Source organism: Agrobacterium sp. ST15.13.015, from assembly GCF_027871645.1.
Classification (GTDB): domain Bacteria; phylum Pseudomonadota; class Alphaproteobacteria; order Rhizobiales; family Rhizobiaceae; genus Agrobacterium; species Agrobacterium leguminum.
The window spans coordinates 127805-153702 of the sequence record NZ_JAQAHF010000001.1 but is presented as its reverse complement, the minus strand read 5'-3'; the positions used below and the strand labels follow the sequence as shown (position 1 = coordinate 153702).

Below are 25898 nucleotides of genomic sequence, written 5' to 3'. Positions count from 1 at the left end.
ATCGATCTTGCGCCCGACACACGACAGACTCACATGACGCAACTTTCGCTTAAGCAATAATCTGTTAACCCTAACAGAGCGTTAATCGCACCGATTCTCGACATTTACGGAAGCATACAATGGCGCCCTATCAGTTCATCGAACGCCCGACCCCTTTCAGCTCCAAGGCCGGCAGCACATTGCCGGTTTTCGCCGTCACACCGGCCCATATCGAACAGGGCGCCATCGACCCTGTCGCTCTGGATTGGGCGAAGAAGGCGGGGTTCAAGGCGGAGGCAGGCGCCATCCTGCTCGTTCCTTCCGCCGATGGTTCGCTGGGCGGCGTGCTTCTCGGCCTCGGCGGCAATCCCTCGGAAATCCCCTTCATCACCGGGAAACTCGCCCGTGAACTGCCGGAAGGCGAATGGCACATCGAGACCGCACCCCTGACGGCCAATCGCCTCGCTCTCGGTTTCGGTCTCGGCAGCTACCGATTCGACAAATACAAGACCACCAAGACGAACGGGGCAAAGCTCCTTATTCCGCAGGATGCGGAAGACGGCGAGATCAAGCGCGTACTGGCCGGCGTTTTCCTTGCGCGCGACCTCATCAATGTTCCGGCCAACGACATGGGGCCGGATGAGCTTGAGATTGCCTTTCGCGCGCTTGCCGACCATTACAAGGCAAAGGTGAAGGTCACCACCGGTGACGATCTGCTCAAGGAAAACTTCCCCCTGATCCATGCTGTCGGCCGGGCCAGCGAAAGCGCGCCGCGGCTTCTGGAGATGAACTGGGGCAAGAAGGGCAATCCGCGCCTCACCCTTGTCGGCAAGGGCGTCTGCTTCGATACAGGCGGCCTCGATATCAAGCCCGCAGCTTCCATGGCGCTGATGAAGAAGGATATGGGAGGTGCGGCCAATGTGCTCGGCCTTGCGCTGATGATCATGGATGCGAAGCTGCCGGTCGATCTTCGCGTTCTCGTGCCCGCGGTCGAAAACTCCATCTCCTCCAATGCCTTCCGCCCCGGCGATATCTACCGCAGCCGCAAGGGGCTGACGGTGCAGATCGACAATACCGACGCTGAAGGCCGTCTTGTTCTGGCGGATGCGCTGGCCTATGCGGACGAAGATGCGCCGGACCTGATGATCGACATGGCAACGCTGACGGGTGCCGCACGCGTCGCGCTCGGCCCGGATCTGCCGCCCTTCTACACTGATGATGAGGATCTGGCGCATGATATCGCGGAAGCCAGCATCGATACGGACGATCCGCTGTGGCGCATGCCGCTCTATATGGGCTACGACAAGGATATCCGCTCACGCGCAGCCGATATCACCAACGCGCCTTCGGGCGGCATGGGCGGATCGATCACCGCCGCCCTGTTCCTGAAGCGTTTCGTTACCAATACCAGGCGCTGGGCGCATTTCGATATTTACGGCTGGTCTCTGAGCGAGAGGCATCATTCATCGATCGGCGGGGAGGCGCAGGGTATCCGCGCACTCTTCCATTACATCGCACATCAGTTTGCGAAGTAATCTGCTTATAGGTGCAGGCTTCCACGGGCGCTTCCTCAACCGGAGCGCCCGTTCTCAATTCAGAGCATTTTCCGGGCGGAAAACCGGGCTCCACAAAAGCTCTAAACCAGAACCTTCTGTTCCTTATGGTCCTCTTCGCCGAAGAACTTCAGGTAACGCTCCACTTCGGCTGGGTCGCCTGTGGCCTTTTGCGGATTGTCCGAGAGCTTCACCGCCGGCCGGCCATTGGCGTCGCTCACCTTGCAGACGATGGAAATCGGCTTGAGGCTGGCGATGGTTTTTGGCGCGCAACCTGCAAAATCATTGGTGAGGTTGGTGCCCCAACCGAAGCTCATGCGGACACGGCCTTCGAAATGCCTGTAGGTATCGATGATGGCGTCGACATCGAGACCGTCGGAGAAGATCAGCATCTTCTTGCGCGGATCGCGGCCCATCTTCTGCCACCACTCGATGATCTTTTCGCCGCCTTCAATCGGCGGCGCGCTGTCGGGACGGAAACCCGTCCAGTCTGCCACCCATTCCGGCGCGTTGCGCAGGAATGCCGCCGTGCCGAATGCGTCCGGCAGCACGATCAGCAGGTTGCCGCCATAAAGCCGGTTCCAGTCCTTCAGAACCTGATAGGGTGCTGCAGCCAGCTCCTCATCCGTCTGCGCCAGCGCCGCGACGACCATCGGCAGTTCATGCGCGTTCGTGCCCACGGCTTCGAGATCGGAATCCATGGCGAGCAGGACGTTACTCGTACCGGTAAAGGCAGGCCCGATGCCTTCCTTCAGCGCTTCGACGCACCAGCGTTGCCAAAGGAAGCTGTGGCGGCGGCGGGTGCCGAAATCGGAAATGCGCAGGCCCGGCAGTTCCCGCAGCCGCTCGACCTTCTCCCACATCTTGGCCTTTGCCCTGGCATAGAGCACATCGAGCGTGAAATAACCGAGCGAGCGCATGGCGCTGCGCGAGCGCAACTCGTTGATGATGGCGAGCGCCGGGATTTCCCAGAGCGTCGTGTCCATCCAGCGGCCATGAAAATTCAGCTCATATTGCCCGTCGCGCTTGAAAAGCTCATATTCCGGCAATTGATAGCTCGACAGCCAGGAGAGGAATTCCGGCTCGAAAATCTGCGAGCGGCCGTAAAACGTGTTACCCGCAAGCCAGATGTTTTCCTTTTTGGAAAGACGCAGGGTGCGTGCATGATCGAGCTGTTCGCGCAGCTCCATCTCGTCGATTTCTTCCGCCAGCCGCACCGTCTTCGTGCGGTTGATCAGCGAAAACGTCGCGTCGACCTCCGGATAGAGCTTCCAGATCATCTGCAACATCAAGAGCTTGTAGAAATCCGTATCGATCAGGCTGCGGACGATAGGGTCGAGTTTCCAGGTATGATTATGGACACGGGTGGCTATATCGGTCTTCGTCATACTCGCATTCCCCAATATCGGCCAAAGGTCAGAATAGCCGATGTCACTCCGCACCCCGGCAGGTATCAACCTGTCATGCGGAAGATTTATCTGAAAAAGCGACAACAAGTCCAGAGCACCGGCCAGGCAAATGCCCGCCGCCACCGCCCGCGCATCGATTTTCCGAAGAGCGCAATGGGGTTTTCGGTCCGCTGCTGGAGCGATGCCGCCTCAGAAGGTCGGGTCTACGGGGTTTATGCCGGGATACCAGTCCTTGGAAACCGGGTTTCTGCCGCCGAAGCTGGAAATTCCGTTTTCATCGGTGCAACGGTAACCCTGAACGGGAAGTCCACGGCTGCCAAAAACATTCCGGTAGGGGCCGCGCGAATATCCGGTCGAGCCAAGAGCGCTGTGGCAATTGTAACGGACCTTTGGCTGCAGCGTGCGCGGATCCTTGACGCCGGGCAGGTTTGCATAGGCATCCGGTGCGGGGGCAAAACCGTTCTGGAAAACAGTCTGCGCCTGCGCCGACGCGCTCAGCAAAACCGCCGCGAGGATCGCTGCCAATCGTGTCGCCGTTCTTGTCTTCATCGATGCCGGTCCCGAACCATCATCCAACCGATGTAGGCTGTCGGCGGCTCTCGCACAAAGGGCCGTACAGGCACAATTTCGTGAAAGCCGCCTTTTCAGTCTTCCAGGCGGCGGAAAGCCGTCGGCTTTTCGTAAAGCCAGCCGATGCGCTCGATGGCCGCATCGAGATTTTCGCGTGCGACATTCATCGTATGGCCATTGGCATGCAGCAGCGTTTCCTCGTTTTCCATGAGGCCGACATGGCCCTTCCAGAAGACGAGATCGCCGCGGCGCAATTCATCCCGCTCTATTTCTACGCCGAGCGACTTCACCTGCATGTCGGTATCGCGCAGAACCCGCCGGCCCGCCATGGCCATGGAAAGCTGCACGAGGCCGGAACAATCGATACCGAAGCCGGAACGGCCGCCCCAGAGATAGGGGGTCTCAATAAAGCGCAGTGCTACCGCCACATAATCCTCTTCAAGCGCCGCATCCACGGCGCGACAATGGGCGGCGATGATGCCTTCGCCCTTCTCGGTCAGCAGGTAACGGGTGCCGCGTGTCTCCGCCTCACCAACGATGCGGATGAGACTGCCCATGGACAGCGCTGCGACCGGCGGTTTGCGCAATTCAGCGGCTGGATAGAGAAAAGTGCGCGGTGCAATCACCCGATGGGTGGCGACAACGACATCGCCGATCGCCGTTTCCGGCACATAGCCGGCATAACCATCTGCATCCGCCTGCACCCATGCCCAGCCATTCGCGTGCTCGAAAACACGGACGGTTTCGCCAGACAGCAGCTCGGTATCGATGCCGGCGGCAAGGTCCGGCGTCGGCCGCAGGCCAACAACCGGCACCGCGATCTGCGCGGGCGAGCCGCTGACGAAACGTTCGGCCTGCACCACGCCCTGCAGCTTTTCATCGGCGAGATCGGAGCGGAAGACATTCAGGCGGCGGTCGAGCATCATGGGTTTCACATCCAGAGGTTAAATCATGCGCGCCTGATCAATAATCAGATCGCCGAATTTTTCCAGATAAAGCGCACCGGCCACCGTGCGTTTTATCACGACATTGCGCTTGTCCCGCTCATCCCGAACCCGGTCGACCAATCCAAGAGCACCCAGACTGTCGAGGGCGCGGGTAATAACCGGTTTCGTCACACCCAGCATGGCGGCGAGACCCCGCACGGTGTGCGGCGGCGGCACAAGATAAATCTGCAGCAGGATGGCGGTTTGACGCAAGGTCAAATCCGGCTGATCGTCAATGACCTGCGCCGTGGATACACGATGCCAGAGACCCAGTGCCTCCGTGGGCGACAATTGTGCAGGCAAACCGTGACCCTTCCAGTCGTTGTCTTATCGTTTTCATTCAACCGAACGGAAAACTCAAGAACCATCCCGCACAAACAGAACCGCCGCACGGCGCAGATCAGAAAGATCGCGCGGCGCGGCGGTATTTGTTGACCCGTTTTCGAGCCATAATGTCCCCTCTGGACTTGCAGAATGGGATGCAGGAAGCGTGCCAGTTTTGTTGCAGCGCACAAATACCCGTAAAAACAGCAACTTAAGGCATGAACTCCGCCTTGTGGCGAAATTTTCCGCAAAGGACAACTAGCAACAAAAACAGGCAAAAAATAATTCAATGATTAAAAACTGCCTTCCGCCGCGACAGCGGAAGGCATGGGTAAATGCGGATCAGATCTCCGCGCCGCGCGCGGCATCGACCGCATCGACATTCTGTCGCCGGTTATAGCGGATCGACGACCAGAGCGAGATACCGATCAGGCCAGCGCCGCCAAGGCCCGTGATGACCTCCGGAATATGCACCATGGTCTGCACGTACATGATGACGGACAGGATGAGGATTGCATAAAAGGCGCCGTGCTCCAGATAGCGATATTCGGCCAGGGTTCCCTTCTCGACCAGCATGATGGTCATCGAACGCACATACATGGCGCCGATACCGAGGCCGATGGCGATGATGAAGAGATTCTGCGTCAGCGCAAAAGCGCCGATAACGCCATCGAAGGAGAAGCTGGCATCCAGCACTTCGAGATAAAGAAACGCACCGAAGCCGCCTTTCGCCGCGCCTTCCAGCATTTCCTGGCTGCGGTCGAGAATGCCGCCGACGACTTCCACCAGCAGGAAGGTCAAAAGACCCCAGATCGCCGAATGGAAGAAGGTGTTGGCCGCGACCGGACCAAGTTCCGGATTGTCGCTAGCACCGATGATGCGGGAAAAGATCAGCATGACGACCAGCACGAAGGCAATCTCGATGCCCTTCACGGAGGAATAGGTTGCAGCCTTTTCCTCGATCCAGCGCACCCAGTGCACGTCCTTTTCATGGTCGAAGAAGAAGTTGAGACCGACCATCATCAGGAAGGTGCCGCCGAAAGCCGCAATCGGCAGATGGGCGTCACGCATGATTTCCGCGTAACGTTCTGGCTGCGTAGCCGCCATGACAATCGCCGTCCACGGGCCGACATTGGCCGCGACGACCACGATGAGCAGCGGGAAGACGATACGCATGCCGAAAACGGCAATCAGGATACCCCAGGTCAGGAAGCGATGCTGCCAGACCGGTGTCATATCCTTGAGCTTATTGGCGTTGACGATGGCGTTGTCGAAGGAAAGTGAGATTTCCAGCACCGCCAGCACGACGCAGATGAAGAAGATCGTCGCCGTACCGCCGACCGTTCCGGTCATTTCCCAACCGAGATAACCGCCGAGGATCAAACCGACCACGGTGACGATAAAAGCCCACTTGAAGTAGGTAAGCGTGTTTTTCTGGGCAGCGCTCATGTCCGGTCGCCTCCCATAACGAGGGCGTTCACGGACCGACGCAGGGCGTCAGGCCGCACGCAGAAAGCACGCGCGCGAAGCACATTCAGGTTTTTCATAGTTTTTAATCCGCCGGCCAATTTTTGCAGGCGGTACCGACATCGCGAGAGCGCCGTAAAACTCTCGCCAGAGGGGCCCGGCACCTTTGTTTCCTCTGCCGTTGCGAGACAAATCATCGCAGGGCTCTTTCTTACTCCCTGAAGATCACGCCTTCGTCAAGTCCCGTGATCGTGATCAAGGCCTTGAGGAAGATCAAACCTGCTCTGCTGCCAGGTCTTCAGCGGTTTCGCGGCGGCGTTTGAGAGTATTTTCGCGGAAGAAGATATAAAGGCCGGAAAGAACGATCAGGCCCGCGCCGACGACGATACTCGTCTGCGGCACATCGCCGAAGAACAGCCAGCCGAAAATCACCGCCCAGAGCAGCAGCGTATATTGCAGCGGCGCGACGGTTGCGGCATCGGCGAGTTTAAGCGCGCGGTTGACCAGCACATGCGCCGTCATGGCGACGACGCCGAGCAGGCCGAGGAATGCCAGATCGAAACTGGACTGAACCGGCAGCCATCCCGATGGCGTGAGGAATACCGCGACAATGCCCGCAAGCGCTGCACCGATGATCTGCCAGAAGGCAAGCACCGTATCCGGCGTATTGCGCAGCTGGCGGCCGGATAACATCATGAAAGCGAAAGCGGCACTGCCGAGGATGGAAAAGAGTGCGGCGGAGGTGAGGCTTGCCGAACTGGGCTTGAGCGCAATGAGAACGCCGACAAAACCGATGGCGATGGCCGTCCAGCGACGCCAGCCCACTTTTTCTCCGAGCAGAAACGGCGAGAGCGCCGCCACATAGATTGGGGCGGCCAGCCAATAGGTCATGACATCGGCGAGCGGCAGGGCCGCGACCGCGAAATAGAAACAGAAAAGCTCTGCGGTGGAGAAGAAGACGCGCGCAAACTGAAGGCCGGGACGCTCAATTCTGACAAGGCCAGAGAGGCCGGCACGCCAGACGATCGGAACGAGGATAATAAGCGCCGCCGCGCTGCGAATGAGGATCACCTGACCCTGGCTATAGGTGGCTACGAGCCATTTCCCCATGGCGTCGTTCAGTGCGAAAAGCAGCATTCCAAGCAGCATGACGGCCACGCCGAGGCCAGTCGGCGAAAGCTTACGTATCATAGACATGTCAGTTCCGATCTCTCCCAATGGCTGCATTGGTCGTCCAGCCAGCCATCCTTTGTCAAGCCCCGAACGGCCGGGCCCGAACAATTAATAGTACTAATAATATCGACATGTGGAATGTCAGGTGAAGATTCGCCGTTCTTCGGCTACGAGTTCCTGAAGAAAATCGACCACCGTGCGGACGCGGACCAGTTGACGGGCGGATTCGTGATAGGCCGTCCAGTAGGACCGGCTGATGGTGAGTTGCGGCATGATACGCAGCAGTTCGGGATATTGCCCGGCAATGTAATTATGCAGGATGCCGATACCCGCACCGGAACGCACCGCCTCGGTCTGCCCGGTGGCGCTGGAGATTTCGAAGGCGGCGTCCCAGTCGCGCATGATCTCACCGGTAAAGTTCAGTGAAGGCGAAAAGATCAGGTCCTCTACGTAGCCGATCCGCCGGTGGCGCTTCAGCGCCTCGACATCATCAGGCGTTCCATAATCGGCCAGATAATCCGCCGAGGCATAGAGGCCCAGCGAATAATCGGTGAGCTTTGAAAACATCAGCCTGCCCTGCTCCGGCCTTTCGATGGTGATGGCTATATCGGCCTCACGCTGCGACAGGGAGAAAGAACGCGGCACCGGCACGAGCTGGATTTTCAGATCGGGATAACGCGCCGTCAGCCGGCCGAGCCGCGGCGCGAGGAAAGAAACGCCGAGGCCATCCGGCGCGCCGATGCGCACCGTTCCCGCCACCGCCGTATCGACGCGGCCGAGATTTGCCTGGGCATTCAGCATTTCGGTTTCCATGCGCTCGGCCCCGGCAAGAAGGCGCTGCCCCTCTTCGGTCAACTCGCAGCCATTGGTGCTGCGCAGGAAGAGCTGCGTGCCGATGGCCGCTTCCAGTGCGGAAATGCGCCGGCTGAGGGTGGCATGGTTGACGCCAAGTTTTCTGGCCGCCGAAAGAAACTGGCCGCTTCGAGCGACGCTTAGAAACAAACGCACATCATCCCAGTTCACAGCACCCTCCTTATGTCTATTTTTGCACAATGGATGCTTATTTCAGGCGATTGATTTGTGCAAATCGAAAGGTAATGCTGCGCCATCACATTCTGGAGGAACACCCATGAAGGAAATCGGTCATTTCATTAACGGCAAGCATGTGCCGGGCACCAGCGGCCGCACATCGAATGTCTACAACCCGGCCACCGGCGAAGTTCAGGCAACTGTCGCGCTTGCAAGCGACGCCGAACTGCGCGCCGCCGTGGAGAGCGCCAAGGCTGCGCAGCCGAAATGGGCCGCAACCAACCCGCAGCGTCGCGCCCGCGTTTTCTTCAAGTTCGTCGAACTTCTGAACCGCGACATGAACGAGCTGGCGGTGCTGCTCTCCAGCGAGCATGGCAAGACCGTTGAAGATTCCAAGGGCGATATCGTGCGCGGCCTCGAAGTCTGCGAATTCGTCTGCGGCATTCCGCATCTGCAGAAGGGCGAATTCACCGAGGGTGCAGGCCCGGCAATCGACATGTACTCGATCCGCCAGCCGGTTGGCATCGGCGCGGGCATTACGCCGTTCAACTTCCCCGGCATGATCCCGATGTGGATGTTCGCGCCCGCAATTGCCTGCGGCAACGCCTTCATCCTCAAGCCTTCCGAGCGCGACCCGTCGCTGCCGATCCGTCTTGCCGAACTGATGATCGAAGCCGGTCTTCCGGCCGGCATCCTCAACGTCGTCAACGGTGACAAGGGCGCCGTCGACGCCATCCTGACCGATCCCGATATCGGCGCGGTCTCCTTCGTCGGTTCGACGCCGATCGCCCGTTACGTCTATGGCACGGCCGCCATGAACGGCAAGCGTGCGCAGTGCTTCGGCGGTGCGAAGAACCACATGATCATCATGCCGGATGCCGATCTCGACCAGGCGGTAAACGCGCTGATGGGCGCAGGTTACGGTTCGGCCGGCGAGCGCTGCATGGCTGTTTCCGTTGCGGTTCCGGTTGGTGAGGAGACGGCAAACCGTCTCGTCGAAAAGCTCATTCCGCAGATCGAAAGCCTGAGGATCGGCCCCTATACCGACGACAAGGCCGATATGGGTCCGCTCGTCACCAAGGAAGCGCAGACGCGCGTCAAGGGCCTGATCGACAGCGGCGTCGCGCAGGGCGCGAAGCTTCTGGTCGATGGCCGCGACTTCAAGCTGCAGGGCTATGAGGACGGCTATTTCGTCGGCGGCTGCCTGTTCGACCACGTGACCCCTGACATGGACATCTACAAGACGGAAATCTTCGGACCCGTTCTCTCCGTCGTTCGCGCCAAGAATTACGAAGACGCGCTGGAACTGCCGATGAAGCATGAATATGGCAACGGCGTTGCCATCTATACCCGCGACGGCGATGCCGCCCGCGACTTCGCAAGTCGCGTCAATATCGGCATGATCGGCGTCAACGTTCCGATCCCGGTTCCGCTTGCCTATCACTCCTTCGGCGGCTGGAAAGCCTCGAGCTTCGGCGACCTCAACCAGCACGGGACGGATTCGATCAAGTTCTGGACAAAGACCAAGACGATCACCTCGCGCTGGCCGTCGGGTATCAAGTCGGGCGCTGAATTCGTGATGCCGACAATGAAGTAAGCCGGGAAGCCGGTACACAAGCAAAAGCCCCGCTGGAAAAACAGCGGGGCTTTTTATTGGATTTCGGCTGGGCGGTAAGGGCTGCGCCGGGATCAGTTGGTCGGGCCGTCGTTGAAACCCACTTCATCCACCAGTTCGGACGCCTGCTTGCGATGGGCGGCTATGTCCGTCAGCGGCAGCTTGTCCGGATTGATGGGGCCGAAGCCCTTCACGACATCGGATGGCTCCGCGCCGGGCAGCACCGGATATTCGAAGACCTGCTTGGCATAGATTTCCTGCGCCTCGCGGGAGGCCAGGAATTCCATAAGCTTCAGCGCATTGTCTTTGTTGGGGGCGTGTTTCGTCAGCGCCATGCCGGAAATATTTACATGTGTGCCGCGATCGCCCGCATTGGGGAAGATCACCCGCACCGATCCGGCCCATTCCTTTTCTTCCGGCTCGCGATCATTGGTCAGCATCAGGCCGACATAATAGGTGTTGCCGAGTGCGATATCGCATTCGCCGGAAAAGATCGATTTCGCCTGGCTGCGGTCGGTTCCGTCAGGCTTGCGGGCGAGATTGTTCTTCAGGCCGGTCAGCCATGTGCGGGTATAATCGACGCCGTGATGGGCAATCATCGAGGCGATCAGCGCGATATTATAGGAATGCTGGCCGTCGCGAATGCAGATCTTGCCCTTCCATTTCGGATCGGCAAGCTCCTCATAGGTAATGTCCTTCTGGGTCACCCGCTCCTTCGACGCATAGACCACCCGGCCGCGCGTGGTGAGACCAAACCATTCGCCCTCGGGGTCGCGCAGATTGGCGGGGATATCCTTTTCGATGACGGGATCGTTGAGGACCGGCTGGGTAACCTTGCCCTCCTTCGCCTCGACGAGACGGGCGATATCGACCGTCAGCAGCACATCCGCGGGCGAATTGACGCCCTCGGCCTGAATGCGTTCCACCAGCCCCTTATCGAGAAAAAGCACATTCGCCTCTATCCCGGTTTCCTTCGTGAAAGCATCGAGCAGCGGCTGGATCAATTCAGGCTGGCGATAGGAATAGACGTTAACCTCCCCTTCTGCCAGAGCGACGGGCGCGGCGACAAGGATCGTCAACCCTGAAAAAACGGCAGCGGAAAAGTATGATTTCAAGCTTGCCATTATGAATGCCTCCATTACATTCCGATTCTTGACTTGTTTGTTCATGAATCATCCGGACGGTCAACAAGGCTGTTCGAGAAATATCGGATGGGTGCCAGTTTTTTCAGTTTCTGGAATTGTTCTAAACTGAAAAAGAGACTATATAACTCCACATTGAGAGTTAGGAGACCAGCATGCGCTTGACCAAACAGACCAACTATGCCGTTCGCATGTTGATGTATTGCGCCGCCAATGAAGGCCATCTGAGCCGCATTCCCGAGATCGCCAAGGCTTATGGCGTTTCGGAGCTGTTCCTGTTCAAAATCCTGCAGCCGCTGAACAAGGCGGGCCTGGTGGAAACCGTGCGCGGTCGCAACGGCGGCGTGCGGCTTGGCAAACCCGCCGAAGAGATCAGCCTGTTCGACGTAGTGAAGGTGACTGAAGACAGCTTCGCCATGGCCGAATGCTTCGAGGACGGTGCTGTGGAATGTCCGCTTGTGGATAGCTGCGGCCTCAACTCGGCTCTTCGCAAGGCGCTCAATGCCTTTTTCGACGTTCTGGCGGAATATTCGATCGACGATCTCGTCAAGGCTCGGCCCCAGATCAACTTCCTGCTGGGCCTCGATACGGAAATGCCGAAGATCGCCGCCCTTCCGGCTGCCTGATCCTCCCAATGCCGTATCGGCAATTGCCATAGCCCGTGTCCTTCAGGCCACGGGCTTTTCTTTTATAGAATACGCATGAAATGTAATATTTTTGATCCTGCGTGTTGACGTCGCGAATGGAAGCGGCGCATTTGGTCGCGAGCTTTTTCAAGCAACCAATCAGCGTCGCAATGATCATCAAGCCTGAATTCCATACATTTGCACTCACCGCGCTCGTCGGCAGCATAGGGGCGCTACTCGCCAGCCTCATCGATATTCCGGCGCCTTTTCTTTCCGGCCCGGCGCTTGCCGTGACGATCACGGGGCTGGCCGGTGTAAGGCTTGGTGTTCCCGCCTTCATCCGCAATGCCTGTTTCGTCGTCGTCGGCATTTCTATGGGAACGAGCGTGACGCCCTCCGTGATCGACGCGGCAAAGACATGGCCCGTGAGCTTCGTCGTTGTGCTCGTCGCTGTCGTCATCATGCTCTATGTCGCCTACTGGATCCTGCATTACGGCTTCGGTTACGACCGGACAACGGCGATGCTGGGCGCCTCTCCCGGTCATCTCAGCTATATCATCAGCCTCGGCGCCGAGACGAAAAGCGACCTTGCGACCGTCAGCATCGTGCAAAGCGTGCGGGTGCTGGCGCTGACGCTTTCCGTGCCGCTGATCGTCGAATATTTCGATCTCGTCAGCACGGAACCGCTTGTGGCCAACCCGCCAATGGGCCTTTTCACGCTGGCGCTGACCATCGGCGCATCGCTTCTGACCGGCTGGCTTTTCCTGCGCTGGAAGTTTCCGGCCGCGCTGCTGCTTGGCGGCGTCGCCATTTCCATCGGCACCCACATTACCGGCCTTACCGAAGGCGGCGTTCCCACCTGGCTCAGCCTGCCCGTCTATGTGCTGATCGGCTGCCTTATCGGCACGCGCTTTTCGAATGTCTCACTGATGGACGTGCGAAAAGGCTTTCTGGCCGGCTTCGTCGTCACCATCGCCGTGATGCTGATTGCCGGAAGCATTGCCTGGATGATTTCCCGGGTGACCGGCGTTCCGCTCAATGCCGTCATGATCGCCTATTCGCCGGGCGGCCTGGAGACCATGGCAGCGATGGCGGTGATGATGCATGCCGATACCGCCTATGTCGGCTCCCACCACGTCATCAGGCTCCTGTTTCTTTCCGTTCTAATGCCGCTGGTCATGGGCAAGGACGCACGCAAGCGGGACGGCGAAACCTGACCGTCGGCGTGTAGCCGGAGCCATCGGCGCGAAAACGCAGATGGCATGCAACCATTTTTCCTCCCGGCCGTTTATATTCGGCCGCAATTGCGGCGGCGATCTTTTGCCTGTTCGGCAGGCTGACCCACCGGAGGAACATTCATGAACCGCTTGATGACGTTGACGGGCGCCGGACTTGCGCTTGCCCTTTCTGTTTCCATCGCTCAGGCGCAGGTGGTCGTGTCGTCGAAGATCGACACGGAAGGCGGTGTTCTCGGCAACATCATCCTCGCCGTCCTTAACCAGAACAAGATCGAAACGACGGATCGCATCCAGCTTGGCGCCACGCCGGTTGTGCGAAAAGCGATCACCGCCGGTGAGATCGACATCTATCCGGAATATACCGGCAACGCCGCGTTCTTTTTCTCCAAGGCGGACGATCCGCTCTGGAAAGATGCGGCTAAGGGCTATGAAGAGGCGAAAACACTCGACTTCGATGCCAACAAGATCGTCTGGCTGACGCCATCGCCGGCAAACAACACCTGGGCGATTGCGCTGCGCAAGGATGTCGCCGACAAGAACAATTTGAAGACGCTTTCCGATTTTGGCAAATATGTCGCCGATGGCGGCGAAGTCGTGCTTGCCGCATCTTCCGAATTCGTCAACTCCGCCGCCGCGCTCCCTGCATTTCAAACCACCTATGGCTTCACCATGAAGCCTGACCAGCTGATCACGCTTTCCGGCGGTGACACCGCGGCCACCATCGCCGCCGCCGCCAACCAGACCAACAATGCCAATGCCGCCATGGTCTATGGCACGGATGGCGGCATCGCGCCCTCCGGTCTTGTGGTGCTGGAGGACGACAAACATGTGCAGCCAGTCTATCAGCCAGCGCCGATCATTCGCGAAGAGGTTCTGAAAAAGCACCCGAATATCGAAGAGCTGCTGAAACCCGTGTTCGAAAAACTCGATCTGGCAACGCTGCAGGATTTGAACGCCCGCGTGCAGGTTGGCGGCGAACAGGCCAAAACCGTGGCGCTCGACTTTCTGACAAAGAACGGCTTCGTCAAGTAACCGCTCGCGGCACCGGAGCGGGTTGCGGGAACCGGTGCGTTCCCGTGGTCCCGTCCCAAATCATGGTACACGGGCCAAAAGACAGGGGAGCAGGATTTGACGAAATGGCCTGACAAAGTGGGCGTTGTGATTTCGTGCCTGCTTCTTTATGCGCTTTTTGCCTCACCTTTCATGACATTCCGTGCCAACCGGATCGTTCAGGGCGAGACACGAACGGTCTTTGAAGCTCTTCCGGGTTCGGCTGCAACTGTTCTCGTCACCATCGTTCTTCTTTCGGCCTTCATCGCCTTTTTCCGCTTTCCCACGCGATTGAAACTCGCATTCGCGCTCACCGGTCTTGCGGCACTGGCGGTTTTCGTCGGGCAGGCGGCATCTTTCCTCATGCCGGAGGGCAACGGTTTTGCCCGCGTTTCACCTGCCAGCGGCTTCTGGCTGATATTTGCCGGGCTGGCTCTGCTCGCTACGGATTGTATTGCGCGTCTTGAGCCGAAGCCCGCTGCCCGGATTTTGCTGCTGCTGGTGGCCATCGCCGCGCTCGCGGCCGTGCTGACAAGCGGCCTCTGGAACGACCTCTCCATCATCAAGGAATATACCGGCCGGGCCGATACATTCTGGACCGAGGCTTTGCGGCATGTGGAACTTGCCATCGGCTCGCTGATCGCAGCGACCGTGGTGGGCATCCCCCTGGGGATACTCTGTTACAAGGTCGAGCGGTTGCGCGCAGGCGTACTGAACAGCCTCAACATCGTCCAGACCATTCCCTCCATCGCCCTTTTCGGCCTTTTGATCGCACCGCTCGGGTGGATCGCGGCCACTGTGCCGGGTGCCGCGAAAATCGGCATTGCCGGCATCGGCATGGCGCCCGCTTTCGTGGCACTGTTTCTTTATTCGCTGCTGCCGGTGGTTTCCAACACGGTGGTCGGTCTTTCCGGTGTTTCGCAAGCGGTACGGGAAGCGGCGCGCGGGCTTGGCATGACGCCGGTGCAACGGCTGCTGCGGGTGGAATTTCCGCTGGCCATGCCGGTCATCCTCACCGGTATCCGCATCGTGCTGGTGCAGAATATCGGCCTGGCGACGATTGCCGCCCTGATCGGCGGCGGCGGCTTTGGCGTTTTCGTATTTCAGGGCATCGGGCAGACAGCGATGGACCTCGTGCTGCTCGGCACCGTGCCGACGGTTCTTCTCGGCTTTGCGGCCGCGATAACACTCGACGCCCTCATAGACAGCAATCTCTTCAGCGCAGGCGGAAGGCAAAAGGCATGATCGAAATCGACACCATCACGAAACGATATGGCGATGCCGCCGTCGTGGATCAGGTATCGCTGACTGTCGCGCCGCGCACCGTCACCGTCATCGTCGGCACCTCCGGCTCGGGAAAGACCACTCTGCTGCGCATGATAAACCGGCTGGTGGAGCCCACCTCCGGCACGATCCGTATCGATGGTGAGGATGTCAGCGCGATGCCCGGTTTCAAGCTGCGCCGCCAGATCGGCTACGCCATTCAGGGCCATGGCCTGTTTCCGCACCGGACGGTGGCCGAAAATATCGCGACCGTTCCGCAGCTGATCGGCTGGGATCGCAAGCGGATCGAGGCGAAGATCGACGCGCTGATGCAGCTCTTCCAGCTCGATCCCGCGCTTTATGCCGACCGTTTCCCGCATGAACTCTCAGGCGGTCAGCAGCAGCGTGTCGGCGTGGCGCGTGCGCTGGCCGCCGAGCCCAACATTCTTCTGATGGACGAACCCTTCGGCGCGCTGGACCCGGTGATCCGCGCCAAGGCCCAGAACGATCTTCTCGATATCCAGAAGAAGCTCGGCGTGACCGTCGTTCTCGTCACGCACGATATGGACGAGGCCTTTCATCTGGCGGATCGTATCGCCGTGATGGACAAGGGCCGCATCGTGCAGGACTGCCCGCCGGCCGAACTGGTGCTGAAACCGGCGACGGATTTCGTGCGCACCATGATCGGCGAAAACGAACGGGCGCTGAAACTGCTGTCCGTTCTCTCCGTTGCCGATGTCGTGGAGCCGGGAAACGCAGAGGGCGAACCGCTCACCGAGCATACGAGCCAGCGCGACGCCCTGTCGGCTATGTTATGGGCGGGCTGCGATGCCTTGCCGGTCGTCAGGGACAATGGTGAACCCGCCGGCCGGGTGCGGCGTGACGTTCTCCTCCAGCGTGCCGCCGGAGCCCCATGAAAAACGCCTTATCCTTCTTTGCCCTCGGTTTCCTGACGCTGGCGCTGGCCATCTTCCTTGCCGTGCCGCAGGTCTTCGCACCGGTGTTTCGCCCTCTCGTGCAGGCCAATGCGCCGGCAATCTACACGCAGGCCAATCTGTTTTCCCTCACGCTGTCGCATCTGACCATTGTGGCGATTGCCACGGGGCTGGCCACGCTCACGGCGGGAGCGCTTGCGGTTCTCGTCACCCGGCCATTCGGGGCGGATTTCCTGCCGCTGTCGCGCAGCATCGTCAATATCGGGCAAACCTTTCCGCCGGTAGCGGTGCTGGCGCTGGCTGTACCGATGATCGGTTTTGGCGAAAAACCAACGCTCATTGCCCTGTTTCTCTATGCGCTCTTACCGGTATTCGAAAATACGCTGACGGGTCTTACAACCCTGCCCGCCACGGTGATGGATGCCGCGAGAGGCAGCGGCATGACCGGCTGGCAACGCCTTGTAAAAGTGGAGTTGCCGCTTGCCCTTCCAGCCATTCTCGCCGGCATCCGGCTTTCGGCGGTCATCAGCCTTTCGACCGCGACCATCGGCTCGACCGTCGCGGCGCGCACCCTCGGCGAAGTGATCATTGCCGGCCTGCAATCCAATAATCTGGCCTTCATTCTTCAGGGCGGGCTGATCGTTGCGGCGCTGGCGATCCTGATTCACGCTGCCTTTTCCGCGCTGGAGAAGAGTGCGGCGCGCAAAACCGGGCACTGACCCAGGCAAGCCCCGCATTTTTATATTCCCGATACCCGCCGCACATGGTAGGGGCTGACCGTCGAAACAGAAACATTCGAGGTTCGGGTGACACAGGCAATTGTCGTGATGGGAGTGAGCGGCTCCGGCAAGTCCACGGTCGCGGAAGCAGTGGCGGAGAAACTGGGCGTTGCTTTCATAGAGGGCGACAAGCTTCACCCGAAATCCAACGTCGATAAAATGTCCGAGGGTATTCCGCTGACGGACGAAGACCGCTGGCCCTGGCTCGATCTTATCGGCGCGGAACTACGCAAGGGCAGCGAAAGCAACGGGGTCGTCGTTTCCTGCTCGGCGCTCAAGAAAATCTATCGTGACCGGCTTCGCAAGGCCACTGGCGGCCCGCTGGCTTTCGTCTATCTGGATGGCAGCCTGGAGCTTCTCAGCCGGCGCATGGGCGAACGCAAGGGCCATTTCATGCCGCTTTCGCTGCTTCAAACCCAGCTTGCCACGCTGGAAGTGCCGACCGGCGAACCGGGTGTCGTGACCGTCAGCATCGATGCCACACCGGAGGATATTGCGAATAACGCACTTTCCGGTTTGAAGACGGTGACGTTCTAAAATCCGAGCCTGTCGCGCAGGCCGTACCACCACGCGCCAAGCACGGTCAGCGGCACCCGGAAGGTCTTGCCGCCGGGGAACGGATAGTTCGGCAGCGAGCTCCAGATATCGAAACGTTCGGCGTGGCCGGCAACGGCCTCGCCCAGTATCTTGCCGAGCAGATGGGTTGTCGTAACACCATGGCCGCTGTCGCCATGCGAGAAATAGATATTGTCCGACAGCCTGCCCATATGCGGAATGCGCGTCAGGGTCAGCGCGAAATTTCCGCTCCAGGCAAAGTCGATCTTCGTTTTTTCCAATTGCGGGAAGGTTTTGAGCATGTTCGGGCGGATCACGCCCGTGAGGTCAGCCGGATCGCTGCCGCCATAACCGATGCCGCCGCCATAGAGCAGGCGATTATCCGAGGTCCGGCGGTAATAATCGAGAATGTAATTGGCATCCTCGACGCAATAATTGGCAGGCAGAAGAGCCTCGATCAGATCGGCATCGAGCGGCTCCGTCGCCATGACCTGGCTTGAGACCGGCATCATGCGGTCGCCGATTTCCGGCAAGAGTTTACCGAGATAGGCGTTGCCGCAGACGAGGACATATTTCGTCTTCACGCTGCCTGTTGCCGTGCGCACCACGGGGTTTGCGCCCTGCTCCACCGCAATGACCCGCGAATTTTCGAATATGCGAGCACCGAGGCTTTCCGCCGCCGCCGCTTCGCCCTGCACCAGATTGAGCGGGTGGATATGCCCGCCGAAGCGGTCGATCATGCCGCCGGCATATCGTTCGGTCTTCACATACTGGCCGACATCCGCCTTCGAGACCATTTCGAGACCGCCATGGCCATGTTTCTCCCAATGGGCCTTATGGGCCTCCATCTCGCGGATCTGTTTCGGCGTGAAGGCGGCGAAGAAACCGCCATCGACGAGATCACAATCGATGGCGTATTTGGCGATGCGGTTGCGGATGATCGCGCCGCCTTCAAGCGACATTTCGCCGAGTTTCACCGCCTTGTCATGCCCATAGCGGCCAGCGATGGTTTCGAGATCGCGGCTATAGCCGTTGACGATCTGGCCGCCATTGCGACCCGAAGCGCCGAAGCCGACGCGGACGCCTTCCAGAACGATGACGGAATAGCCGCGCTCACTGAGTTCCAGCGCGGCGGAAATGCCGGTAAAGCCACCGCCGATGATGCAGACATCGGCGTCCAGCGCGCCTTCGAGCGTCGGCCGCACGGTTTTGACATTCGCGGAGGCCGCATACCATGACGATGTGTGGCCGGGATTGGGAATGTTCGTTACCTCAGCCATTTCACACCGTCCTGATATAGGCGTCATATTCGACGTCGGTTACACGCAGGGAAAATTCGGAAAGCTCCTGCTGCTTGCAGGCGGAAAACAGCGTGCGGTACTTCTGGCCGAGCGTCGCATAGGCAAAGCTCGACCGCGTGAAGCGCTGCAACGCATAGTCCCAGTTGGTGGGCAGCGGCTCGTGATTGATCGCGTGGCTGTCGCCGGCAATCGCGCCGCCCGGTTGGCGCTTCTCCTTCATGCCGGCCAATGCGGCGCTCAGGATCATCGCGACAACGAGATAGGGATTGGTGTCGGCGCCGGCGACCCGGTGTTCGATACGCGTCGCGGCCTTGCTGGCAACGATGACACGCACAGCCGCCGAGCGGTTGTCGATGCCCCAGGAGGCGTAGGTCGGTGCGTGTTCGCTGGGGGTCAGACGTCGATAAGAATTGGCATGGGGGGCGAAGATCGCCATGCTTTCACCCATGTTTTCCAAAAGGCCGCCGACCGAATGCATCAAGGCATCCGATGGGCCATCCTCTCCGGCGTAGATGTTCCTGCCGTCCCTGTCGAGAACGGAAAAATGCACATGCATGCCATTGCCGGCCTGCAACCCATAAGGCTTGGCCATGAAGGTGGCGTCGAGGTCATGCCGTCGCGCCACGCCCTTGACGATACGTTTCAGAAAGACCGCGAAATCGGCCGCCTGCAATGCATCCGGCACATGATTGAGGTTGATCTCATATTGGCCGGGACCGTTTTCCCGCAGCGTCGTATCGGCAAGCACGCCCTGTGCGCGGCAGGCCGTGGCAATATCATGGAAGACGTCCTCGAAATCCTGCAGTTCGGAAATCGACAGAACCTGGGTCTGGCCCGTGTGCCAGCGGCCCTCGCGGCTATGCGGCGGCCGGACGGGATCGAGCGCGGAGCGGACGGGATCGATCAAGTAAAATTCGAGTTCGGTGGCAACGACCGGTGTGAGACCGGCCTTTTTATAAGCGTTCAGAACCTGCGCCAGAACATGGCGCGGATCGCCATAAAAGCCGGTTCCATCCGGATTTTTCATTGCCAGCAGAACCTGCGCCGTCGGGCGGCCAAGCCATGTCACCCGCGACAGCGTGCCTGGAACGGGGAAACAAAACCCGTCCGGATCGCCCGTGCCTTCCGCAAGGCCTGCGGCATGCACATCCCGGCCCCAGATATCCAGCGCATAGACCGACCGGGGAATGGCCATTCCCTTTTCAAGAACGTCGATTGCCCGTTCGCGCGGAATCCATTTGCCGCGCGGCACGCCGTTCGCGTCTATGACGAAAGCTTCGAGAATTTCGATATCGGGGTTATCGGCGAAAAATTTCTTTGCGTTTTCAATATCATCCATCATGCACCAGCAAGCCGTTTCCATCTCGTTTCATGCGCAGCGAGTTGCGCTAACGAAAGTCGTCCTGCTGCTGATAGATGAGAAACCTCGCCACCATGATGACGTTTCGCCCCTTTTCCCCTTTAGATCATTACATGATCTAAATTATATAGTTAGAACGGGATTTCAGGCGAAAACCGCTTACACTTTTCGCCATCCCGCCCCAGCATGCGACCATGTTACGTGGCCTGTCCCCGGAAGGCCAGCGGATTTAGCTATCAGGGATTGAACCTTTCAGGGCGATAGGCGTCGATGGCGATAACCGGCGTTTCACCCAGCATGGTTTCCGCCAATACACGGCCGGTGATCGGCCCAAGTGTAAGGCCATGGTGGGCGTGCCCGAAAGCAAACCACAATGTTTTATGGCGCGGCGCTTTGCCGATGATCGGCATCATATCCGGCGTGCAGGGCCGCGCACCCATCCACGGTTCCGCATCCAGCCGGCCGCCGAGAGGAAAGACGGTGCGCGCCACCCGCTCCGCCCGCTCGATCTGCACGGGAGATTTCGGTGCATCGCGTTCGGCAAACTCCGCGCCCGTCGTCAGGCGGATGCCCTTTCGCATCGGCGCGAGGAAATAACCGCGCTCGGCGTCGATGAGCCAGTTATTGAGCTTCGTGCCTTCCTGCGGCGCATAATGCATGTGGTAACCGCGCTTCACACCAAGTGGAAAGCGGTAACCCAGCCGTTCCGTAACGATATCCGCCCAGGGGCCAAGCGCCACGACGGCATGTTCGGCCTCGACCGCGCCGGTTTCGGTGCGCACCGTCCACCCGCTCACCGTCTGGCTGAGGGTGGAAGCATCGCCCCTGACGAAGCTTCCGCCGAGGCTCTCGAACAGCCAGACATAAGCGAGCGTCAGCGCATGAGGATCGCGTACCGACCAGGGATCGTTCCATTTCAGGCCGCCGACGAAATCATGGCTCAGATGCGGCTCGGCTGCGGCAAGCTCCTCGGCGTCGAGTTTCGTATGGGAAATACCGTGGTCGCGCGCCAGACGCTCGGCGAAAGCAAAATCGGCATCCAGCCTTGCGGCGGTTCTGTAGGCCTCCATCCAGCCGTTCTTGACGATCAGATCACCGGCTTTCGCCTCCTCGATCAGGATATTGTGCTCCGAAACCGAATGCTCGATCAGCGGCGCATAGGCGCGGGCAATTGCCGCGTGGCGCGAGGCTGCGGAATTGTACCAGTAGCGGCCGAGAAAAGGCGCGATCTTCGGCAGGGCGGAAAGGTGATAGCGGGCATCGATGCTGTTGTTCAGGGAATAGCGCAGCAACAGGGCGAGATCCTGCGGGAAGGCATAAGGCACGACGCCTTCTCTCTGGATCAGCCCGGCATTGCCGAAGGAGGTCTCCTCACCCGGTCCGCGCCGGTCGACCAGCACCACCGACTTACCCCTGCGGGCCAGTTGCAGGGCGATGGAGACCCCGATGATCCCTGCCCCCAAAACGATCACATCCGCTGCCATGGCAATCAATCCGTTTCCGCGTCACATGCCCCTCAACATGGGTCGGCATTTTCCGCGAAGCAACAGAAAAATCATCACCTTAACAGAAACAGCACTGCGGCCTACTGGCTTATCGCCTTTGTTTTCATCGCCTCGATGTTGAAGGCGGCCGCCAGCAGAGCCTTGGTATAGTCCTGCTGCGGGTCGGCGAAGATTTCCGCCGCCGGGCCGCTCTCCACCACCTTGCCATGGCGCATGACGATCAGGTCGTTGGCGAGCGCCTTCACCACCTTCAGATCGTGGCTGATGAAGAGATAGGCGAGTTCGTGCTTCGCTTGCAGATCGCGCAGCAGATCGACCACCTGCGCCTGCACACTCATGTCGAGCGCGGAGGTCGGCTCATCCAGCATCACAAAACGGGGTTTAAGCACCATGGCGCGGGCAATGGCGATGCGCTGGCGCTGGCCACCGGAAAATTCATGCGGATACCGCCAGCGCGTCGCGGGGTCAAGACCGACCTCTCCCAGCGCGGTGGCGACACGCGTATCGCGCTCATCGGCAGACAGAGACCGCTCATGCACCTTCAAGCCTTCCGCGACAATCTCGCCCACCGACATTCGCGGGCTGAGCGAACCGTAAGGATCCTGAAACACCACCTGCAGCCGGTTTCTAAGCGGCTTCATCATTTCATAGGAATAGTGGTCGATCGACTGGCCGATGAAGCTGATACGCCCTTCAGACGCAATCAACCGCGAGAGGGCCAGACCGAGCGTCGTCTTGCCGGAGCCGGATTCGCCCACCACGCCCACCGTCTGGCCGGCGCGCAGGGTGATATCGATGCCGTCCACTGCCTTCACATGGTCAACCACCCGGCGCATCAGCCCCGCCTTGATGGGGAACCAGACCTTGATATCGTCGCCTTGCATGACCACCGGTTTGCTGGCGTCGGAATGCGGCGGCTCGCCTTTCGGCTCCGCCGCCAGAAGATGGCGGGTATAGGCGTGCTGCGGATCGTTGAAAACCTGCTCCACTGTGCCGGTCTCGACAATCTTGCCCTTGGTCATGACGCAGACGCGGTCGGCAAATTTGCGGACAATGCCGAGATCGTGGGTGATGAACAGCATGGACATGCCGTGCTTCGTTTTGAGGTCGCTCAGAAGTTCGAGGATCTGGGCCTGAACCGTCACGTCGAGCGCCGTCGTCGGCTCATCTGCGATCAGCAGTTTCGGCCGGTTGGCAAGCGCCATGGCGATCATCACGCGCTGCCGCTGGCCGCCGGACAATTCATGCGGATAGGCCTTCAGGCGCTTTTCCGGTTCGCGGATACCCACCTGCAGCAGCAGTTCCAGCGTGCGCGCCCGTGCCTGCGCTCCGGTGATTGCCTGATGCAGTTCCAGAATCTCGCCGATCTGCCGCTCGATGGTGTGGAGCGGGTTGAGCGAGGTCATCGGCTCCTGGAAAATCATGGTGACGTCGTTGCCGCGGACCGCGCGCAGGGAGCGTTCCGGCAAAGTCAGCATATCCTTGCCGTCGAACAGGATTTTCCCCGAGGGATGGCTTGCCGCCGGATAGGGCAGCAATTTGAGAATGGAGTTCGCCGTCACGGACTTGCCGGAACCGGACTCGCCGACGAGGGCAACGACTTCGCCCGGCATCAAATCGAAGGACACATGATCGACAGCGATGCTCGTCGCGCCGCCTTGATGAAAGGCGACGGAGAGATCGCGGACGGAGAGAAGCGGTTGGGTCTTTGTTTCCGTCATGGCGATCACCGGAACGTCTTGCGTGGATCGAAGGCGTCGCGCACCGCTTCACCGACAAAAATCAACAGTGAGAGCATGATGGACATGGTGAAAAACGCAGTGAGGCCAAGCCAGGGGGCCTGAAGGTTGTTCTTGCCCTGCGCGATCATCTCGCCCAGCGACGGCGAACCCGGCGGCATGCCGAAGCCGAGGAAATCGAGCGAGGTGAGCGTCGTGATCGAACCGGAGAGGATGAAGGGCAGGAAGGTCAGTGTTGCCACCATGGCGTTGGGCAGAAGGTGGCGGAACATGATCGTCCAGTTGCCGACGCCGAGTGCGCGGGCGGCGCGGACATATTCGAAGTTTCTGGCGCGCAGGAATTCGGCGCGCACAATGCCGACGAAGCCGACCCATGAAAAGAGCAGCATGATGCCGAGCAGCACGAAGAAGCCCGGCGGCAGGATGGCCGCGATGATGAGCAGGATGTAGAGCACCGGCATGGACGACCAGATTTCGATGAAACGCTGCAACAAAAGGTCAGTCCAACCGCCGAAATAACCCTGGATCGCACCGGCAGTGACGCCGACAAGGGCCGACGCGATGGTCAGCGTCAGGCCGAACAGCACGGAAATGCGGAAACCATAGATCATCCGCGCCGTGACGTCGCGGGCCTGATTGTCGGTTCCGAGCCAGTTGAGATTGCCAAGCGTGCAGCCGGGATCGGCATCGCCCTGCGGGTAAGCCGAGCAGCGATCCTTTTTATCCATCAGCCAGAAGGGCGCAGTGGGCGCCGAATGGGGAATATTGGAATTCACCGTCTGATAGGAATAGCGGATCGGCGGCCAGATCATCCAGCCATTGGCGTTGATCTCATCCTGAATGAAGGAGGATTTGTAATCGGTCTGGGCAAGGAACCCGCCGAATTTTTCCTCCGGATAATCCACCATGACCGGCACCAGCAACTCGCCCTTGTAGGAAGCGAGAATGGGTTTGTCATTGGCGATGAATTCCGCAATCAGGCTCAGGAAAAACAGGATCAGGAACAGCCAGAAGGACCAGTAACCGCGCCGGTTTGCCTTGAAATTCTGCCAGCGGCGCTTGGTGGTCGGCGAGAACCACGGGCGCTTCGGTTTTACCAGCGTTTCCGTTTCGGCGGCATGGGCAAGTGTCATCACACATCCCTCCGCTCGAAATCGATACGTGGATCGATCCATGTATAGATCAGGTCGGAAATGAGACCGACGACCAGGCCCATCAACGAGAAGATGAAGAGCGTGCCGAAGACGATCGGGTAGTCACGGTTGACGACCGAGAGATAACCGAGGCGGCCGAGGCCATCGAGCGAGAAGATATTCTCGATCAGCAGCGATCCGGTGAAGAAGGCCGAGATGAAGGCGCCGGGAAAACCGGCGATCACGATCAGCATCGCATTGCGAAAGACATGACCATAAAGAACCCTGCGCTCGGTAAGGCCCTTGGCGCGGGCGGTGATGACATATTGTTTCTTGATTTCGTCGATGAAGGAGTTCTTGGTCAGAAGCGTCGTCGTAGCGAAGGCCGAAAGCGACAGTGCGATGAGCGGCAGGGTCAGGTGCCAGAAATAGTCGATGATCTTCTGCCACCAGTTCAGCTGATCAAAATTATCCGATACCAGACCGCGCAGCGGGAACCAGTCGAAGAAGGAGCCGCCGGCGAAGAGGACGATGAGCAGGATACCGAACAGGAAGCTTGGCACGGCATAACCGATGATGATGATGCCGGAGGTCCAGACATCGAAGGTCGAGCCGTCGGACACGGCCTTCTTGATGCCGAGCGGAATGGAGATGATGTAGGAAATGATCAGGATCCAGAAGCCGAGCGAGGCCGAGACCGGCAGCTTGTCGATGATGAGATCGATCACCGAGGAATTGCGGAAGAAGCTGTCGCCGAAATCGAAGCGGATGTAATTCCACATCATCTCGAGAAAACGGGTAAGCGGCGGCTTGTCGAAGCCGAACTGTTTTTCGAGCTTGGCGATCAGTTCCGGATCGAGACCCTGCGCACCGCGATATTTCGAACCGCTATCATCGAAACCGCCGGACTGGCCCATGAGATCGCCGCCACCCGAAAGCCGGTCGGAGGCGCTGTCGCCCTGCCCGGTCAATTGCGCGACGACCTGTTCCACCGGCCCGCCCGGCGCGAACTGGATGACGAGAAACGAAATGCCCATAATGCCGATGATGGTCGGGATCATCAGCGCCAGACGTCTGAGGATATAGGCGCCCATCAGCCTCTGCTCCCGGCCGATACGTCAGCGGTTTTCGTTTCTGTCAAACCCGGTCCTTTCCTGAAAGCGCCTG

General features: G+C 59.4%; 23 protein-coding genes. 9 read left to right on the top strand and 14 right to left on the bottom strand.

Annotated elements, in window-relative coordinates; all coding sequences use genetic code 11:
- Window positions 1-119 precede the first annotated feature (119 nt).
- Window positions 120-1514 carry a leucyl aminopeptidase family protein gene (locus tag PIB16_RS00715; protein ID WP_271044800.1) on the top strand — a complete coding sequence of 465 codons (1395 nt, stop codon included), beginning with the start codon at window positions 120-122 and terminating at the stop codon, window positions 1512-1514.
- Between the two features lie 101 nt (window positions 1515-1615).
- On the opposite strand, the gene pncB is transcribed toward PIB16_RS00715, so the two are convergent.
- The 7 genes from pncB to PIB16_RS00680 form a co-directional block, all read right to left on the bottom strand.
- The gene (pncB, locus tag PIB16_RS00710; protein ID WP_065654709.1) at window positions 1616-2920 is read right to left on the bottom strand and encodes a nicotinate phosphoribosyltransferase; all 1305 of its coding nucleotides are present in this window, start codon (window positions 2918-2920) and stop codon (window positions 1616-1618) included.
- Window positions 2921-3130: 210 nt separating this feature from the next.
- Window positions 3131-3490 (bottom strand): hypothetical protein, encoded by a 360-nt coding sequence (locus tag PIB16_RS00705; RefSeq protein WP_078051538.1) that lies wholly within the window; start codon window positions 3488-3490, stop codon window positions 3131-3133.
- Window positions 3491-3585: 95 nt separating this feature from the next.
- On the bottom strand, window positions 3586-4437 hold the full coding sequence (locus tag PIB16_RS00700; protein ID WP_271044799.1) for a C40 family peptidase: 852 nt from the start codon (window positions 4435-4437) through the stop codon (window positions 3586-3588).
- An 18-nt stretch (window positions 4438-4455) separates the two neighbouring features.
- Window positions 4456-4800: a MarR family winged helix-turn-helix transcriptional regulator gene (locus tag PIB16_RS00695; protein ID WP_271044798.1), complete on the bottom strand. Its 345-nt coding sequence runs from the start codon at window positions 4798-4800 to the stop codon at window positions 4456-4458.
- 363 nt (window positions 4801-5163) lie between these two features.
- Window positions 5164-6270, bottom strand: coding sequence for a DUF475 domain-containing protein (locus tag PIB16_RS00690; RefSeq protein ID WP_125145127.1), 1107 nt, complete (start codon window positions 6268-6270; stop codon window positions 5164-5166).
- A 291-nt stretch (window positions 6271-6561) separates the two neighbouring features.
- Window positions 6562-7479: a DMT family transporter gene (locus tag PIB16_RS00685; protein ID WP_121490394.1), complete on the bottom strand. Its 918-nt coding sequence runs from the start codon at window positions 7477-7479 to the stop codon at window positions 6562-6564.
- A 123-nt stretch (window positions 7480-7602) separates the two neighbouring features.
- A complete protein-coding gene (locus tag PIB16_RS00680) occupies window positions 7603-8484 on the bottom strand; it encodes a LysR family transcriptional regulator (RefSeq protein ID WP_077984612.1) in 882 nt (293 codons plus the stop codon).
- Window positions 8485-8590: 106 nt separating this feature from the next.
- On the opposite strand from PIB16_RS00680, the gene PIB16_RS00675 reads away from it, so the two are divergent.
- Window positions 8591-10087, top strand: a complete 1497-nt coding sequence (locus PIB16_RS00675; RefSeq protein WP_003524451.1) for a CoA-acylating methylmalonate-semialdehyde dehydrogenase — start codon at window positions 8591-8593, stop codon at window positions 10085-10087.
- 92 nt (window positions 10088-10179) lie between these two features.
- On the opposite strand, the gene PIB16_RS00670 is transcribed toward PIB16_RS00675, so the two are convergent.
- Window positions 10180-11229 carry a Fe(3+) ABC transporter substrate-binding protein gene (locus tag PIB16_RS00670; RefSeq protein ID WP_271044797.1) on the bottom strand — a complete coding sequence of 350 codons (1050 nt, stop codon included), beginning with the start codon at window positions 11227-11229 and terminating at the stop codon, window positions 10180-10182.
- Window positions 11230-11402: 173 nt separating this feature from the next.
- Here PIB16_RS00670 and rirA point away from each other — a divergent pair, with 173 nt between their 5' ends.
- The 7 genes from rirA (at window position 11403) to PIB16_RS00635 (ending at window position 17675) form a co-directional block, all read left to right on the top strand.
- Window positions 11403-11873 (top strand): iron-responsive transcriptional regulator RirA, encoded by a 471-nt coding sequence (rirA, locus tag PIB16_RS00665; RefSeq protein ID WP_271044796.1) that lies wholly within the window; start codon window positions 11403-11405, stop codon window positions 11871-11873.
- A 170-nt stretch (window positions 11874-12043) separates the two neighbouring features.
- The gene (locus PIB16_RS00660; RefSeq protein WP_078051540.1) at window positions 12044-13090 is read left to right on the top strand and encodes an AbrB family transcriptional regulator; all 1047 of its coding nucleotides are present in this window, start codon (window positions 12044-12046) and stop codon (window positions 13088-13090) included.
- A gap of 141 nt (window positions 13091-13231) precedes the next feature.
- A complete protein-coding gene (osmF, locus tag PIB16_RS00655) occupies window positions 13232-14143 on the top strand; it encodes a glycine betaine ABC transporter substrate-binding protein OsmF (protein WP_003524447.1) in 912 nt (303 codons plus the stop codon).
- Between the two features lie 96 nt (window positions 14144-14239).
- Window positions 14240-15406 (top strand): ABC transporter permease, encoded by a 1167-nt coding sequence (locus PIB16_RS00650; RefSeq protein WP_271044795.1) that lies wholly within the window; start codon window positions 14240-14242, stop codon window positions 15404-15406.
- Complete coding sequence (locus PIB16_RS00645; RefSeq protein ID WP_271044794.1) at window positions 15403-16341, top strand: ABC transporter ATP-binding protein; 939 nt, start codon at window positions 15403-15405, stop codon at window positions 16339-16341. The genes PIB16_RS00650 and PIB16_RS00645 overlap by 4 nt, the downstream gene beginning before the upstream one ends.
- Entirely contained in the window at window positions 16338-17078 is a 741-nt protein-coding gene (locus PIB16_RS00640) for an ABC transporter permease (protein WP_271044793.1), read from the top strand. The genes PIB16_RS00645 and PIB16_RS00640 overlap by 4 nt, the downstream gene beginning before the upstream one ends.
- A 108-nt stretch (window positions 17079-17186) precedes the next feature.
- Window positions 17187-17675, top strand: coding sequence for a gluconokinase (locus PIB16_RS00635; RefSeq protein ID WP_162934145.1), 489 nt, complete (start codon window positions 17187-17189; stop codon window positions 17673-17675).
- Here the strand turns inward: PIB16_RS00635 and PIB16_RS00630 are convergent.
- The 6 genes from PIB16_RS00630 to PIB16_RS00605 all read right to left on the bottom strand — a co-directional run bounded on the left by PIB16_RS00630 (window position 17672) and on the right by PIB16_RS00605 (window position 25825).
- Entirely contained in the window at window positions 17672-18973 is a 1302-nt protein-coding gene (locus tag PIB16_RS00630) for an NAD(P)/FAD-dependent oxidoreductase (RefSeq protein WP_198939059.1), read from the bottom strand. The two genes, PIB16_RS00635 and PIB16_RS00630, sit on opposite strands and share 4 nt — an antisense overlap.
- Before the next feature lies 1 nt (window position 18974).
- Window positions 18975-20336, bottom strand: coding sequence for a glutamine synthetase family protein (locus PIB16_RS00625; protein WP_161987720.1), 1362 nt, complete (start codon window positions 20334-20336; stop codon window positions 18975-18977).
- A 254-nt stretch (window positions 20337-20590) separates the two neighbouring features.
- Window positions 20591-21838, bottom strand: coding sequence for an NAD(P)/FAD-dependent oxidoreductase (locus PIB16_RS00620; protein ID WP_271044792.1), 1248 nt, complete (start codon window positions 21836-21838; stop codon window positions 20591-20593).
- Between the two features lie 101 nt (window positions 21839-21939).
- Complete coding sequence (locus tag PIB16_RS00615) at window positions 21940-23580, bottom strand: ABC transporter ATP-binding protein (RefSeq protein ID WP_271044791.1); 1641 nt, start codon at window positions 23578-23580, stop codon at window positions 21940-21942.
- Between the two features lie 5 nt (window positions 23581-23585).
- On the bottom strand, window positions 23586-24731 hold the full coding sequence (locus tag PIB16_RS00610; protein WP_142844188.1) for an ABC transporter permease: 1146 nt from the start codon (window positions 24729-24731) through the stop codon (window positions 23586-23588).
- Window positions 24731-25825 (bottom strand): microcin C ABC transporter permease YejB, encoded by a 1095-nt coding sequence (locus PIB16_RS00605; protein WP_065654722.1) that lies wholly within the window; start codon window positions 25823-25825, stop codon window positions 24731-24733. The genes PIB16_RS00610 and PIB16_RS00605 overlap by 1 nt, the downstream gene beginning before the upstream one ends.
- Between the last annotated feature and the right edge of the window lie 73 nt (window positions 25826-25898).

Bases quoted from the DNA above. Each gene is read 5' to 3' on its own strand.
- PIB16_RS00620 (WP_271044792.1), bottom strand. From the start codon at position 21,838: ATGGCAGCGGATGTGATCGTTTTGGGGGCAGGGATCATCGGGGTCTCC.
- PIB16_RS00660 (WP_078051540.1), top strand. From the start codon at position 12,044: ATGATCATCAAGCCTGAATTCCATACATTTGCACTCACCGCGCTCGTC.
- PIB16_RS00645 (WP_271044794.1), top strand. From the start codon at position 15,403: ATGATCGAAATCGACACCATCACGAAACGATATGGCGATGCCGCCGTC.
- rirA (WP_271044796.1), top strand. From the start codon at position 11,403: ATGCGCTTGACCAAACAGACCAACTATGCCGTTCGCATGTTGATGTAT.
- PIB16_RS00625 (WP_161987720.1), bottom strand. From the start codon at position 20,336: ATGATGGATGATATTGAAAACGCAAAGAAATTTTTCGCCGATAACCCC.
- PIB16_RS00705 (WP_078051538.1), bottom strand. From the start codon at position 3,490: ATGAAGACAAGAACGGCGACACGATTGGCAGCGATCCTCGCGGCGGTT.
- PIB16_RS00700 (WP_271044799.1), bottom strand. From the start codon at position 4,437: ATGATGCTCGACCGCCGCCTGAATGTCTTCCGCTCCGATCTCGCCGAT.
- PIB16_RS00605 (WP_065654722.1), bottom strand. From the start codon at position 25,825: ATGGGCGCCTATATCCTCAGACGTCTGGCGCTGATGATCCCGACCATC.
- PIB16_RS00610 (WP_142844188.1), bottom strand. From the start codon at position 24,731: ATGACACTTGCCCATGCCGCCGAAACGGAAACGCTGGTAAAACCGAAG.
- pncB (WP_065654709.1), bottom strand. From the start codon at position 2,920: ATGACGAAGACCGATATAGCCACCCGTGTCCATAATCATACCTGGAAA.
- PIB16_RS00630 (WP_198939059.1), bottom strand. From the start codon at position 18,973: ATGGCTGAGGTAACGAACATTCCCAATCCCGGCCACACATCGTCATGG.
- osmF (WP_003524447.1), top strand. From the start codon at position 13,232: ATGAACCGCTTGATGACGTTGACGGGCGCCGGACTTGCGCTTGCCCTT.
- PIB16_RS00715 (WP_271044800.1), top strand. From the start codon at position 120: ATGGCGCCCTATCAGTTCATCGAACGCCCGACCCCTTTCAGCTCCAAG.
- PIB16_RS00670 (WP_271044797.1), bottom strand. From the start codon at position 11,229: ATGGCAAGCTTGAAATCATACTTTTCCGCTGCCGTTTTTTCAGGGTTG.
- PIB16_RS00685 (WP_121490394.1), bottom strand. From the start codon at position 7,479: ATGATACGTAAGCTTTCGCCGACTGGCCTCGGCGTGGCCGTCATGCTG.
- PIB16_RS00635 (WP_162934145.1), top strand. From the start codon at position 17,187: ATGGGAGTGAGCGGCTCCGGCAAGTCCACGGTCGCGGAAGCAGTGGCG.
- PIB16_RS00690 (WP_125145127.1), bottom strand. From the start codon at position 6,270: ATGAGCGCTGCCCAGAAAAACACGCTTACCTACTTCAAGTGGGCTTTT.
- PIB16_RS00675 (WP_003524451.1), top strand. From the start codon at position 8,591: ATGAAGGAAATCGGTCATTTCATTAACGGCAAGCATGTGCCGGGCACC.
- PIB16_RS00640 (WP_271044793.1), top strand. From the start codon at position 16,338: ATGAAAAACGCCTTATCCTTCTTTGCCCTCGGTTTCCTGACGCTGGCG.
- PIB16_RS00615 (WP_271044791.1), bottom strand. From the start codon at position 23,580: ATGACGGAAACAAAGACCCAACCGCTTCTCTCCGTCCGCGATCTCTCC.